Here is a 13,603-nt window from a genome sequence, read left to right as displayed (position 1 = left end):
CGATGTCCATAAGCATGGTTCAACGACCCTGAAAGGGTCGACCAACAGGCAATGATTCCCAAATGTCCTTGGTGGACCCTTTCAGGGTCCTGAAGATAAAGGATTTGCCGTATCGCTTCCGTGGGTTTGCACCCACGGCTACTGTTGGGTAGCCCCTTCGGGGCTGAAGAAACTTCTCTCATGCGTAACTGAATGGTTCTTTATCACAAATTTCACCCTAGACCGGTGATTTTCTGCTATTTTATGCGAGAGAAAAATACGGTGGGAGCAAATCCTTAAGTTCAACAAAGGAATCCGAGGAAACTGTGAGCCGTACGAGCCAAAAATCTTGACAATCCCGTGCCAATCGGACATTTTCTCACTGTGAATAGCGTTTGTTACTGCTTGAGTAAAGAGAAAATAGGAATCGAGAGAGTTCTATCTGCTTCTTTGCCATGCCCAATCATAAAGGATTTGACAGTAACACACATTCCTGCACGATGCCACCAAACGTTATGACTCCAGCAGGGAGAAGATCGATTCTCCTGCTTTCAGAATAAAAAGTTAATATTGTAAACAGCTTACATAAGAACAACGGGCGCGAAGCGTGCTCGGCTTGAGAAGAAGTCTCTCAAAAAGAAGATGCGATATGGCACTCAATGACAAAGTCGTCCTCGTTACCGGAGGAACCGGTTCTTTCGGTAAAAAGTTCACCCGAATCGCACTGAAAGATTATGCTCCGAAGAAAATCATAATCTTCAGCCGCGATGAATACAAACAGCATGAAATGCGTACGAGCGGCTTTGATGACGAAAGGCTGCGCTACTTCCTCGGCGACGTCAGGGACAGTGACCGGCTCAGAAGGGCACTGGACGGCGTCGATATTGTCATTCATGCAGCAGCTCTCAAACATGTTCCTGCATGTGAATACAATCCCATCGAGGCAGTCAGAACCAATGTCATCGGCGCAGCGAATCTTATTGAGGCGTCAATAGATCGTGGCGTCGAAAAGGTTTTGGCGTTGAGCACCGATAAAGCAGCCGCACCCGTGAATCTTTATGGTGCAACCAAGCTGTGCTCGGACAAGCTCTTTGTGGCAGGCAACAGCTATTCCGGAGTCCACAAAACCAGATTCAGCGTAGTCAGATACGGAAATGTTATCGGCAGCAGGGGAAGCGTAGTCCCACTGTTCGTGAAACTCAGCGCCACAGGAACGCTCCCGGTCACAGATCCGAATATGACACGCTTTTGGCTCAGTTTGGACCAGGGAGTGCATTTTGTTCTCGATTGCCTGGATTTCATGGAGGGCGGAGAGATATTCGTTCCGAAAATCCCCAGTATGAGCATCATGAATCTTGTACAGGCGATCGGTCCGGATTGTGAAGTGAAAATCATCGGGATCAGGCCGGGCGAGAAAATTCATGAAGTGCTCATTCCGGAAGATGATGCCCGTAATACTCTGGCATTTAAAGACAAATTTGTGATTCTGCCTGCTTTCAGACCGCAGATCGCTGAGACGTACGCATCGAAAAACGGCGGCTCGCCGTGTCCTGAAGGATTCAGATATTCGAGTGACAGCAATACGGATTGGCTCTCTGTAGAGCAAATGAGAGAATTGCTCCAAAACGACGGTTCCCAGGACTAAGGTACAGTTCACATAATTTCTGACCTTTTTGAACACTCTTCTTTTAGAAAGAAACGGTAGGGTCCGGCGTCTCTGCCGGACCGAACTGATCGATTTATTATGAAAAATGTGCCGGCACGGAGGCACGGCACCCACCGATTTTCGAGAAGCTCTTTTCGGAATCGAACAAAAATTTTAACATTGGCTACAAATGATTCCCTACGGGCGGCAGTGGATCGATGAAGAAGATATTCAAGCAGTCGTGGACGTGCTTCGTTCGGACTGGCTTACCACCGGCCCTGTTGTCAAGGAATTCGAGCGCGCGATTGCAGCGAAGACAGGAACACGGCATGCAGTAGTCGTCAGCAGTGGAACCGCCGCTTTGCACGCGATCATGTACGGTCTCGGGATCGGTCTCGGAGATGAAGTCATAGTTCCAGCCATGACGTTCGCTGCAACTGCCAATGTGGTGGTGTACCAGGGAGGAATCCCAGTTTTTGCGGACGTGAAGCAAGAAGACCTTCTCCTGGATGCTTCAGAAGTGGTAGCCAAGATAAATCCGCGGACCAAAGCGATCGTTGCGGTAGACTATGCAGGTCAACCAGCGGATTATGACGCACTCAGGCAAGTCGCTCTCAACGGCAGCCTCTTTCTGGTTGCGGATGCCTGCCATGCTCTCGGTGCGAAATACAAGGGCGTTTCCGTCGGCTACCTCGCTGATGCCACTGCTTTCAGCTTTCATCCGGTCAAGCATGTGACCACTGGTGAAGGCGGTGCGGTGTGCACGAACGATCCCGTCATGTACGCGCGCATGAATGCATTCCGAAATCACGGAATAACGACCGATCACAAACAGCGTATGGATGCCGGCTCGTGGTACTACGAAATGACCGATCTCGGGTACAATTACCGCCTGACCGACTTTCAATGTGCTCTGGGATTGAGCCAATTGAAGAAACTTGATAGCTGGATCGCACGGAGAAGACAGATTGCGGACATGTACACTGCAGCTTTGGCAGGAATTGTGGGCGTGGAACCACTCGGCACGTCTCCTGATGGCGTGCATTCATATCACCTGTACGTGGTCAGGATCAAAGCGGAGAAGCTAGGGTTTGGCAGGGATTACGTTTTTCGGCAACTGCGGGAACAGGGCATAGGAGTGAACGTGCATTATATTCCCGTTCACCTGCATCCCTTTTATCGAAAAAGATTCGGCACCGGACCGGGATTGTGTCCCGTAGCGGAGAAAGCATACGACGAAATTCTCTCTCTCCCGATGTTTCCACGCATGACGGACCAGGACGTGCAGGAAGTCATTGTAGCGCTCTCCAAGGTGTTAAAGAGATGAACGAAGACCACAGCCCTGCAATTCGGCATGCAAAGATCCTGGTAGCAGGATCGGGCTCCATCGGCCGCAGACATATGCGAAATCTGCACGGACTCGGTGCGGAACGACTGTTTGCAGTAGATCCCGATCCTGAACGACTTGTTCCCGTGAAAGAGGAATTGGGCGTAATAGATTTCTCCGACTATTCAGACGCCCTGGAAAAAGTTCGTCCTGATGTCGTATTCGTATGTTCGCCTCCCGTATACCACGTTCAACAGACAAGGGAAGCGCTCCAGGCGGGTGCTCACGTGTTTGTGGAAAAACCCCTTTCCCACGATTTCAAGCATGTTGACGATCTCATTTTGGAAGCAAAAAATTCTCACCACATTGTGCAGGTCGGGTACAATTTGCGTTTTCATCCAGGGTTCCGTGAGACTGCTCGACTCCTTTCGGAAGGGCACATTGGCAGAGTATTGTACGCTTCGGCACATGTAGCGCAGTATCTGCCTGACTGGCGACCCTGGCAGGACTATCGTCTGAGCTACACTGCCAGGAAGGAACTCGGAGGCGGGATCATTCTCGATGCGTCTCACGAAATAGACTACATCATAGATCTCCTGAAGAAACCTGTTGCAGTGGCATGTATGGCCGGGACAGTAGGAGATCTCCAGGTGGATGTGGAAGATTGCGCGACAATTCTCTTGCGCTTCTCGAGCGGTGCTCAAGCTGATATTCACATGGATTTCCTGCAACGGGACTATGCGCGTTCCTGCAGGCTCGTCGGAGAAAAAGGAACCATCATATGGGACTACGGAGCCGCACAGGTGCGATTGTTCCGTTCCGACTCGGAGCAGTGGCAGACTATCGAGGTGTCCTGCGATCCGAATGACATGTATGTGGAAGAGGTGCGTGACTTTCTCGCCTGTATTTTGCAAGGAAGGAATCCCCTTGTGGGACTCGAACAGGCCGCTCTGGTGTTGAAAACAGCACTGGCGGCCAAATCAGCAGCGGAAAAAGGTATTATGGAAAAACTGCAATGACAGAGCTCAAGGGACGAATAGCGCTGGTGACCGGAGGATCTCGCGGGCTCGGCAGGGAAATCGCTCTGCATTTGGCCTGTGCAGGGGCTGATGTTGCATTCACCTTCCTGGAGGATGCTGCTTCAGCCGAAGCTACCAAGAATGAACTCCAGAAAATCGGCAGGAGAACCGAAGCGTTCCAGGCGAATGCCGCGGATTTCTCAAGAGCCCACGAAATAGTGGAAGAAATTGCCGAAAAGCTAGGCGGCCTGGACATTCTTATATGCAATGCGGGTATCGCCCGAGCTGCGGGTATATGGCGCATGACTGAACAGGATTGGGACGAACCGGTCAACGTGTGCCTGAAAGGCGCTTTCAACTACATACGGGCTGCATGCACCGTTTTCGTAAAACAGAAGCGCGGCAAAATTGTCTGCATCGGCTCCATTAACGGTCTCCGCGGGCGCATTGGCACTGCAAGTTACAATGCGGCAAAGGCCGGTCTCACGGGCCTGGTGAAAACTGCGGCAGCGGAATTGGGCCAATTTAACGTAAATGTGAACCTCGTTGCCCCTGGTTACATAGAGACTCCTTCACAGACGAACACGCCCGAGCTGATTCGCGATCTGGTCCTCAAAGAGTGCAGCATCAAACGGCTCGGAACCCCTGAAGACATTGCACCGGTAGTGAGCTTCCTCTGCAGCGATGCAGCACGGCACGTCACCGGACAGATAATCAAGGTCGATGCCGGCCAATATCTTTGATTACCAATTTGCTTTCAAAGCAGAAGGGGCTGGGAAACACTTCTTACAAGAAGGGTTTCCCAGATCTTATCAGCTTTCCACTCGTTTGCATGGCATGAAGCGCAATCCCAGAATCGTCGGTATTCTCCAGGCGCGTACAGGATCGACGCGTCTCCCGGCAAAGGTTCTGGCTGCGATTTGCGGCAAACCTATGGTTTCCATCATTCTCGACAGACTGTCTGACTCGAAGACGCTCGATACTCTGGTCTTGGCAACAACTCTGCTCGAAACTGACGATGAACTGGCGCGATTGGCAGAGGTCCTTCGTATTCCTTATTACAGAGGATCGGAAAACGATGTGCTCGATCGTTATTATGAAGCTGCTGTCTTCTTCCGTGCAGACGTCGTTGTCAGGCTAACCGGGGATAATCCCTTTGTAGACGGAAGATTCGTTGACGAAGCAGTACATTGTTTTCTCGATTCTCAGCCACAGCCGGACTATGTGACGTCAGAAGAAGGAGGATTTCCGCTTGGGCTTTCTGCGGAGGTCTTTTCCTTTTCGTCATTGGAACGGGCATGGCGAGAGGACAAAAACCCTGCATGGCGAGAGCACGTGACGCCATTCATCTACTCTCATCCTGATCTGTTTTCCGTAAAACGCATGATATCCGAAGAAGACCTCGCATACATGCGCTGGACTGTCGATACTCCCGAAGACCTGGAATTCGCCCGGAGCGTATTCAATCATCTCGGAAATCCGCGGTTCTCGTACAGGGATGCAGTGCAGTTGCTGAAACAGAAGCCGGAGTTGCTGGAAATCAACCGACACGTTGAGCAGAAGACTCTCTGAATATGAGACCGTAAATGTCGCAAGTATCGACAGATATATTGAGAGTTTTTGGGGAGGGGCGCGGGGAGGGACTTTTTGCAAAAAGTCCCTCCCCGCAACTCGTTCCAAAAAATCTCTCAATTCGGGCTGATTCCATGATTGTCAGGGCTGATGGCGGGACCCGCATCGGGGCCGGGCACATCATGAGATGTCTCGCCTTGGCTTTGGAATGGCAGACGACAGGTGGAAAAGCGGTCTTCGTCAGCCATTGTGACAGTGATGCGTTGAAAGCTCGAATTCAGGATGCAGGGATCGAACTCATCAGTCCGTCAGCTTCGTATCCGGATGCCTCGGATCTCGCTCTCATGCAAAGACTAGCGCGGGATCTCGCACCGGCTGATACGTGGGTGATTCTGGATGGATATCATTTTGACATATCTTTTCAACGGGCTCTGAAAGATATTGGATTTCGTCTGCTCGTCATCGACGATACCGCGCACCAGACGGGTTACATTGCAGATATCATCCTGAATCAGAATTTCGGCGCTGAATCTCTCGTGTACAAATGCGAAACCAATACGAGATTGCTCCTTGGGACTCGCTATACGCTGCTGAGACCTGAATTCAAACAATGGCATGGTCGGGAACGCGAATTTCCCTCCAGGGTCCGCAATATTCTTGTCACCATGGGGGCTGCAGATCCCGACAACGCCACGTGCTGCGTGCTAAGAGCATTGAAAAGTCTCGATTTGCCTGATACGCAGGTAAAGGTACTTGCCGGACCTGCATTCTCGCATTTTGAAGAACTTTCCCTAATGTCCAGAAACGATCCGGGAGCATTTAAAACTGTACGAAATCCTTTCAACGTGTCCGATCTCATGGCCTGGGCGGACGTCGCCATAACTGCCGGAGGAAGCACATTGTGGGAACTGGCATTCATGAGAATTCCCGCCGCGGTGGTAATTCTGGCTGACAACCAGGAACCCGGCACAAAGGCTTTGGCTGATGACGGGGCTCTTTACGTTCTGGGAAAAGCTCAGGATCCAGAGCTTTCCGCACGATTGGGCGATTTTCTCCGCAACACCGACAGACTCAGAGAGTTCGCTCGGGTTTCTGGCTCGTTAGTGGACGGCTACGGAGCCAGACGTGTGATCGAAGCCATGGAGCGGTCGGAAAAGACATGAACTCGTACCGGCGTCCCCGACGGATCCTGCACGTGCTGGATTCGATGGAAAGAGGAGGGATTGCAACCTGGCTCATGACCGTTTTGCGCCATATCGAGCGTGACACATTCCATCTGGATTTTCTGGTCCATACGGACGAACCGTGTGCGTACGACGAAGAAGCACGTTCATTAGGGGCTCGGGTCATTCCCTGCCCTGAATATCGAAATATAGTCACCTACTGCCGGACCTTTTCGCGTATCCTCAAAGAATACGGACCGTACGACGTGCTGCACGGCCACTGTCATCGGTTTTCCGGCGTGAATTTGTGGCTGGCAAAGAGAGCACGTATCCCTGTCCGCATTGCCCATAGCCATAGCGATCTGAGAAGTGTGGCAAACGAGTGGGGAATCTCCAGACGTGCCTATTTGGCGTTTATGGACAAGGCGCTGGAAAGATACGCAACGCTCGGATTAGCTGCCGGGAGACTTGCGGCTGAAGATCTGTTCGGACCGAAATGGGAAACTCATCCGAAGCGTCGCATCCTTTTCTGCGGCATCGATTTTTCTCCGTTTCATGAAACCCACGAACGCCATACCATCAGGGCTGAAATGGGGCTGAACCCCACGGACAAGATTGTTGCCCATGTGGGTAGATTCACCCAGCCGAAAAATTGTCCCTTTGTCCTCGAGGTCTTTTCGCACGCGCTGAACAGGGATTCAAACCTGCGTCTGGTGTTCATCGGAAACGGCCCGTTGCAAGGCGAGATTCAAGAAAAGGTCTCAGCGCTCGGTTTGCAGGGTCATGTCAGGTTCCTCGGATCTCGTCCGGACGTTCCCCGCATCCTGTCCGCAGTCGATCTTTTCCTGTTTCCGTCGCTTTACGAAGGGATGGGATTGGCTGTTATCGAAGCACAAGCATCAGGATTGCCCTGTCTCATCTCCGAGAACATTCCTCACGAAGCGGACATTGTACTCGAGTTGATCACCCGGCTGCCTTTGTCGTTGACTGCGGATCGATGGGCTGAGAATGTTATTTCTTTGCTTCATGCAGATCGTCCTGTTACAGCAGACGAGGCTCTTCGAACAGCAGAGGAAAGCCAGTTCAACATACGACATTCCTTAGGGGAACTCGAACTCATTTACCTTGGAACCGATCGGAACCTCGGCTAAGAAGCACATTCATGCGTGTGTTGCATTTGATCTATTCCTTTTACAGGGGAGGTTTGGAAAGCTGGCTCATCAGCATGCTTGGAGAAGTCTCGCCGGAATCCTGCCGAATGGATGTGTGCTGCATGGGGCCTGATACCGGTCCTTGGGCGGAACAGGCTGAAGGACTTGGCGCATGTGTATTTCACATTCCTCTACGTCCGGATCATCTGGGCTTTTACACCGGCCTACGTAGGGTGCTGAAGCAGGAAAACTACGATCTTATCCACAATCATCTGGGGGTATACAGCGGGTTCCCTGTATGGATAGCCCGGAACGAAGGTGTCCCGGTTATCACTACGTTTCATAATACCGATTTCACGCAGGCATCCATGTGGTGGCTGCGCTTGCCAATTCTCAGTCAGCTCAGGAACCTGTACGCTCGCTTGAGCATTCGGTATGCGCTGGAACATACTGACATATTATCAGGAGTCTCTCAGGGGGTCCTGAATGCAATGATCTCCGGGCGAACCGATCTGTCGCGAAAATCGAGAGTCCTTTATTTGGGAGTCCGCGTACCTCCTGTCTCTTGTGAAGCCGGGAAGAGATCGTTCCGTGAATCCCTTGGATTCGGCCCGCACAGCAAACTCATTCTCCATGTGGGGAGATTTATCGAACAGAAGAACCACAGAGGTTTGCTTGAGGTATTTCGGAGACTAGTGAACAATTTCCCGGATGCCCGCCTTATCTTGATAGGAGAAGGCCCTCTGAAGACAGTAATACGGGAAATGGTCGAATCCGCTGGACTGGACGAGTTTGTTCGATTCCTGGGATTGCGGGATGATGTTCTCGATCTCATGACGAAAAGTGATATGTTTCTCCTTCCTTCTCTCCATGAAGGCCTGCCGGTGGTCGCTCTGGAAGCTCAAGCTGCAGGGCTGCCTGTTGTAGGATCCAGAATTCCGGGACTTTCGGAAGCTGTTGAAGAAGGAACTACGGCATTGTTGCACGACGTACACGATACCGACGGCATGGCCGATTCGGTTCTGAAGCTTCTCAGGAATCCCGGATCGGCTGAAGAGTTGGCAAGGGCAGGGCGTGAGCGGATACAGCAGCAGTTTTCTTTACATGCGGCTGCCGGACGTCTCCTCGCGTTGTACGCGGAATTGCTCGCATTTCAAACTGCTTCTGCTGAAGAAAGAGCAAATCGATTCGTCTCGGAGTAAGGCGTTTCTGCACGAACAGGTTGCGGGGCTGATGAATTACGCATCAGAGAAACATGACGACTTATGTATCCTTTCAGCTATTCGTGGGAAAAATCCCCCCTACCCCCCTTTATAAAAGGGGGGTAAAGAAGGCACGTGCAATTCCCCCCTTAATAAAGGGGGTAGGGGGGATTTAAAAAGTCAGTGGTTTCACAATCATGTGAGAAGATCTTCTCTGCTCCACGTGACTGAACGGTTACCTACTTAGTGTTTCTCGAAAGTTTTGAAGTAATCCGATACCTACAAGAAAAGTATCAGTAGCGCCCGGCGTCTCTGCCGGGCACAATCGGTTGATATATCTAAATCTAGTCCAGCGTCACCGAGGCCGGTGGCTGCCAATCTCGATGAATCGCTCTGCACAAACCGCGATTACTTTTGATCTCATCCTTCTCAGTACGTGAATGCACGAGAAGAATAGGCCGTAACGGGTAATACGAACGATGTCCGAGTGGAATATTTCGGATCTTTTGGTCCTCATTCTCCTCATGATTCTTGTTCCCGTAGCGACAGGTCATTACCTGCGAAAAGGGACATTTACCGACTCGTTCCGGCACAACGTGATGATTCTGGGGTTGCTTTGGTTGGCGTATTCCTGGCTGAGCGAGACTTACGTCTATTACCTTCTCGGTATTTCTCGTGCAGATGGAGGAGTGCATTGGACGCGCGCGTTGACCATGTCCGCAAATCTGGCAAGAGGTGAATGGCCCTTCGGAGATTCGTTCCCACTATCCAATGACGCCTATGTGGCGTACCTTGCCTATCTTAACTATTTCGGTGGAGTCACCGAACTGAGCGCAGTATCTATTAACGCTTTCTTGGGGTTCATGGGGGGACTCACTCTGGCCAGAACCTTTATGCGCGGCTTTGTACCCGTGAAGAACGTCGAATTATGGGGTTATCTCGTAATTTTCTTCCCATCCGCGGTGTTTTGGACAACCAGTAACATGAAAGAAGGACTCATGTACTGGAGCGTTTGCCAGATTCTCTCCATCATGCCCGCAATGAACCAGGGCAAAGCCTCAACAATAGGATTTTCTGCCATAGCCGGTGTAGCAATTGGAGGCATCCTGAGACCTCACGTGTGCGCAGTCTGGTTGCTGGCCTGCGCAGCAGTGGAACTCATCCAGCGTGGGAAGAGGGGGCTGGTGGTAATTCTGCTGATTGTCTCCATCCCTCTAACGCTCAAGGGACTGGAACGCGTGACAGGCACAAAAGTGGATTCTCCGGATATGATGGTCAAGAGCCTATCACAACGTGCAACCGGTGTTGCAGATCCGACTCAGGGGTCCTACATAGATTATGGGCCTGAAGGTGCAACGTTTTTCATATCCGGTTTCACTGCCGTGTTCTTCAGACCGTTTCCATGGGATATCAAATCCACCAGAGTATTTGTGAGCTCGGTGGAAACCTGGAGCCTGACATGTCTCATTATTGTCGGATGGTTGCGGGCACGAAGAGAACAAAGAAGATGGCTGCTGAGCATGCCCATTGTCCGCGTAAGTATACTGGCGATCTTGATGTTTTCCGTCATATTCACATACTTGCCAAATGAAGGCTTATTGGTGCGACAACGCGTACAGGTTGTCCCCGGATTGCTTGTGCTCGCGCTGCTTCCGTTTATCACCGGGACTTTTCTGCGCTATCGCGAATGGCAGCGGCGTGCCCGAATTGCGCGGCAGGAATATAGTCTTCGAGGAGACTATTCGTGGCGATAATTTCGATTGTGCTGCCAACCTTTAATGGGGAGCGATTTCTTCGGGAATCCGTCGATTCATGCTTGAATCAGACTTTTCGAGAATTAGAGCTGATTGTGGTTATTGACGGAAGCACGGATAAGTCCGAGTATATCATGCAGCAGTACGACGATCCTCGGCTCGTGGTTATAAAAACGGAAAACCGGGGGCAGGCCGAGGCCATGAATCGGGGTTTTCGTGAAGCATCCGGCAAATACTGGAGTTGGTCCTCGGATGACAATGTTTACATGCCGGACGCATTTGAAGTCATGTGGAACTATATGCAGGAACACGAAGAATTTGCAGCCGTCAGCACCGACGGTCTTATCATCGATGAAAAAAGCAGACGAATCGGATACCAGGAGTTCACATGGCAGTGCTTCCTCTACCGGGCCGACGTAGCAAGAACAATCCCGGTCCACAGGAGCGAAGCCCGTATCCTGGAGGACATCGATTTTTTCCTGCGGTTGAAACACTACGGGGGACCTGTTGGGAGAATTTCACGACCGTACATCAAATATCGCGTCCACAAACATATGGTCAGCCATACAAGAATAAAAGAACGACCGCTCATTTCCGCAAAATTAAATTACGAATACATTACATCCGGCATATCTCAGGGAGACATGGAAGCAATGTTCATGGATCGGCTTTCACAGTGCGCGTTGCACAGGGCTTACGACACTATGGATGGAATCATGGCCTTTGCACGGGAAAAAGCAGTTCCATTTCTCAATGCTCTGGAAAGAAAAAACCTTTTCTTGAGAACACCGGTGGGATGGCTGCAAAATCGTATTCATATAGCTGTAAGAAGCCAATTAGGTAAAATAAGAAGTCGTCTCAAGCTTCTTCATTATCTCACATTAAGCCAGTGGAGTTTTCACAATAGCAATGACTGATCTAGCTGTTCTCGTGGTTTCGTGCGACAAGTATTCCGATGTATGGGAACCGTATTTCCGGCTCTTTCACAAGAGATGGCCTGATTGCCCTTACCCTGTGTACCTGGGATCGAATTTCGTTGATTTCAGATTCGAAGGGGTCACCTGCATTCCTGTCGGGGAAGACCGGAGTTGGACAGAGAATCTCCACCTGATGCTGGATGCTGTGGACAGGTCCAGGATCATTCTCCTTTTGGAAGATTTTTTCCTGACCAAGGAGACGAATACGGATCTTGTTGTCAAGATGGTGGAATTGGCGGAAAAACTCGACCTCGGATGTTTCAGACTCTTTCCCCTGCCTCCACCCAGCAAGAGGATTCCGGATATTCCCGGAGTAGGCGAAATCAGAAAAGGAGATGATTTCAGAGTGTCTACTCAAGCGGGAATCTGGAGCACTGAGCTTCTCAGATCGTTGGCCTGGCCGGGAATGACCGCCTGGCAATTTGAAGAGATAGCCAGTCTGGTGAGCGACATGATGCCGGAAAGGTACCTCGGGCTTTACGAACCTGCCATGGAATACTGCAACGGTCTCGTCCAAGGAAAATGGATGCCCGAAGGCCTGCAGGTATGCCGTGAAGCAGGAATAGAACCGGACTTGTCGGTGCGAGATTGTTTCTCTGCGAAGGAATTAGCGAACACCCAGCCTAACGGCGTGAAACCCTTTATCCGAAGCCTTTTGCCTGAGGAAATCGATCAGAAGCTCGTTCGGTGGGCGAGGCTGATCAAGGGAAGGCAGTATCTCGATCAAATGCTTGCAGAAGCGGGACTCCATTGGCCGGCCAACCCCTGACACCCTGGACCGAAGAAAAGAAGAAGATCCCTCTCGGAGAGGCGGCTTTCACTATTTCGATCGATACCGAGTTGGCCTGGGGTTCCTTCGATCGCGACGGACTGCGGAAATATGACAAAGAGTATGCCCTGGAACGTGAGATAATCCGGGATTTGCTTATTCTGTTTGAGAGATACCGCATTAAGGCAACTTGGGCCATTGTCGGCCACCTCTTTCTCCAACGATGCGCGAAGAACGGGCCGACCAGCCATAATCGCGTGCTTCAGCCGCAATATTCCTGGTACCCTCAAGGTTGGTTGAGCCACGATCCGTTTTCTGACGTTGACAAAGATCCCTTTTTCTATGCTCCGGACATTGTGGATGCCATTTTGGGGTCTTCCCAAGCGCACGAAATAGCATCTCATACATTCAGCCATGCTATTCTCGGAGATCCGGAGTGTTCCGGAGATGTGGCGCGATCTCAACTTACGGAGTGCCGAAGACTCGCGGAAGAAAAAGGAGTCCGTCTGCACTCTGTGGTGTTTCCGAGAAATTCCATAGGTCATCTGGACATCCTGTGCCAACTGGGTTTTACGTGTTTTCGGGGACCCGAAAAAAGCTGGTACAACATGACGGAAGCACCGAAATATGCTTCCAAATTGTTCCATTTCGCGGACAAGCTGCTTGCTGTGAGCCCGCCCGTGTACCCGGAGCTTGAATGTCTCCTCTGCGGTAACGAACGATCTGTAATAGTGGATGTTCCTGCTTCCATGTTCTTCACTCCGTATAAAGGACTTTGGCGGCTGGTGAGCATATCGGATCGCATACGGCAGGCCAAGAAAGGATTGGCATCGGCCATTCGAGAAAAGGCGTTGTTCCATCTCTGGTTCCATCCTGTAAACCTTGCTTCGTCGTCCCAACTGATGGACGCTTTGGAAGAGATCCTGTTTGAAGTGAGCAAGATGGTTGAAGCAGGCAATATGCACTCCATGACCATGGAAGAGATCGCCGCGCGAATTCTTTCCGGGGTGCCCTCAGATGCACGCTAGCTGAATTGGATGACTTG

General features: G+C 51.0%; 12 protein-coding genes. All 12 read left to right on the top strand.

The genetic code is table 11. The features are described from left to right. The first annotated feature begins 628 nt into the window (after positions 1-628). The 12 genes from pseB to DESTI_RS14010 all read left to right on the top strand — a co-directional run bounded on the left by pseB (position 629) and on the right by DESTI_RS14010 (position 13,586). Entirely contained in the window at positions 629-1,624 is a 996-nt protein-coding gene (pseB, locus tag DESTI_RS14065; RefSeq protein ID WP_014810637.1) for a UDP-N-acetylglucosamine 4,6-dehydratase (inverting), read from the top strand. A gap of 190 nt (positions 1,625-1,814) precedes the next feature. Then, entirely contained in the window at positions 1,815-2,951 is a 1,137-nt protein-coding gene (pseC, locus tag DESTI_RS14060; protein WP_014810636.1) for a UDP-4-amino-4,6-dideoxy-N-acetyl-beta-L-altrosamine transaminase, read from the top strand. Continuing rightward, positions 2,948-3,970, top strand: a complete 1,023-nt coding sequence (locus DESTI_RS14055; protein ID WP_014810635.1) for a Gfo/Idh/MocA family protein — start codon at positions 2,948-2,950, stop codon at positions 3,968-3,970. Before pseC ends, DESTI_RS14055 begins: the two co-directional genes overlap by 4 nt. Further along, the gene (locus DESTI_RS14050) at positions 3,967-4,713 is read left to right on the top strand and encodes an SDR family NAD(P)-dependent oxidoreductase (RefSeq protein WP_014810634.1); all 747 of its coding nucleotides are present in this window, start codon (positions 3,967-3,969) and stop codon (positions 4,711-4,713) included. The genes DESTI_RS14055 and DESTI_RS14050 overlap by 4 nt, the downstream gene beginning before the upstream one ends. Further along, positions 4,694-5,542 (top strand): cytidylyltransferase domain-containing protein, encoded by an 849-nt coding sequence (locus tag DESTI_RS14045; RefSeq protein ID WP_014810633.1) that lies wholly within the window; start codon positions 4,694-4,696, stop codon positions 5,540-5,542. The genes DESTI_RS14050 and DESTI_RS14045 overlap by 20 nt, the downstream gene beginning before the upstream one ends. A 134-nt stretch (positions 5,543-5,676) precedes the next feature. Beyond that, positions 5,677-6,705, top strand: a complete 1,029-nt coding sequence (gene pseG / locus DESTI_RS14040) for a UDP-2,4-diacetamido-2,4,6-trideoxy-beta-L-altropyranose hydrolase (RefSeq protein WP_041287154.1) — start codon at positions 5,677-5,679, stop codon at positions 6,703-6,705. Next, positions 6,702-7,856, top strand: a complete 1,155-nt coding sequence (locus tag DESTI_RS14035; protein ID WP_014810631.1) for a glycosyltransferase family 1 protein — start codon at positions 6,702-6,704, stop codon at positions 7,854-7,856. Before pseG ends, DESTI_RS14035 begins: the two co-directional genes overlap by 4 nt. Positions 7,857-7,867: 11 nt before the next feature. Further along, a complete protein-coding gene (locus DESTI_RS14030; protein WP_014810630.1) occupies positions 7,868-9,058 on the top strand; it encodes a glycosyltransferase in 1,191 nt (396 codons plus the stop codon). A 479-nt stretch (positions 9,059-9,537) separates the two neighbouring features. Further along, complete coding sequence (locus DESTI_RS14025) at positions 9,538-10,812, top strand: hypothetical protein (RefSeq protein WP_014810629.1); 1,275 nt, start codon at positions 9,538-9,540, stop codon at positions 10,810-10,812. Continuing rightward, positions 10,803-11,729 (top strand): glycosyltransferase family 2 protein, encoded by a 927-nt coding sequence (locus DESTI_RS14020; protein ID WP_014810628.1) that lies wholly within the window; start codon positions 10,803-10,805, stop codon positions 11,727-11,729. The genes DESTI_RS14025 and DESTI_RS14020 overlap by 10 nt, the downstream gene beginning before the upstream one ends. Next, a complete protein-coding gene (locus DESTI_RS28915; RefSeq protein ID WP_014810627.1) occupies positions 11,722-12,558 on the top strand; it encodes a hypothetical protein in 837 nt (278 codons plus the stop codon). The genes DESTI_RS14020 and DESTI_RS28915 overlap by 8 nt, the downstream gene beginning before the upstream one ends. Continuing rightward, positions 12,540-13,586 (top strand): polysaccharide deacetylase family protein, encoded by a 1,047-nt coding sequence (locus DESTI_RS14010; protein WP_014810626.1) that lies wholly within the window; start codon positions 12,540-12,542, stop codon positions 13,584-13,586. Before DESTI_RS28915 ends, DESTI_RS14010 begins: the two co-directional genes overlap by 19 nt. Positions 13,587-13,603: the final 17 nt, after the last annotated feature.

It is taken from the genome of Desulfomonile tiedjei DSM 6799 (assembly GCF_000266945.1).
GTDB lineage: Bacteria > Desulfobacterota > Desulfomonilia > Desulfomonilales > Desulfomonilaceae > Desulfomonile > Desulfomonile tiedjei.
Note: the sequence above shows the minus strand (reverse complement) of the source record. Positions and strands in the feature narration are given on the sequence as shown.

Bases quoted from the DNA above. Each gene is read 5' to 3' on its own strand.
- DESTI_RS14030 (WP_014810630.1), top strand. From the start codon at position 7,868: ATGCGTGTGTTGCATTTGATCTATTCCTTTTACAGGGGAGGTTTGGAA.
- DESTI_RS14035 (WP_014810631.1), top strand. From the start codon at position 6,702: ATGAACTCGTACCGGCGTCCCCGACGGATCCTGCACGTGCTGGATTCG.
- DESTI_RS14055 (WP_014810635.1), top strand. From the start codon at position 2,948: ATGAACGAAGACCACAGCCCTGCAATTCGGCATGCAAAGATCCTGGTA.
- DESTI_RS14050 (WP_014810634.1), top strand. From the start codon at position 3,967: ATGACAGAGCTCAAGGGACGAATAGCGCTGGTGACCGGAGGATCTCGC.
- pseG (WP_041287154.1), top strand. From the start codon at position 5,677: ATGATTGTCAGGGCTGATGGCGGGACCCGCATCGGGGCCGGGCACATC.
- DESTI_RS28915 (WP_014810627.1), top strand. From the start codon at position 11,722: ATGACTGATCTAGCTGTTCTCGTGGTTTCGTGCGACAAGTATTCCGAT.
- pseC (WP_014810636.1), top strand. From the start codon at position 1,815: ATGATTCCCTACGGGCGGCAGTGGATCGATGAAGAAGATATTCAAGCA.
- DESTI_RS14045 (WP_014810633.1), top strand. From the start codon at position 4,694: ATGCCGGCCAATATCTTTGATTACCAATTTGCTTTCAAAGCAGAAGGG.
- pseB (WP_014810637.1), top strand. From the start codon at position 629: ATGGCACTCAATGACAAAGTCGTCCTCGTTACCGGAGGAACCGGTTCT.
- DESTI_RS14025 (WP_014810629.1), top strand. From the start codon at position 9,538: ATGTCCGAGTGGAATATTTCGGATCTTTTGGTCCTCATTCTCCTCATG.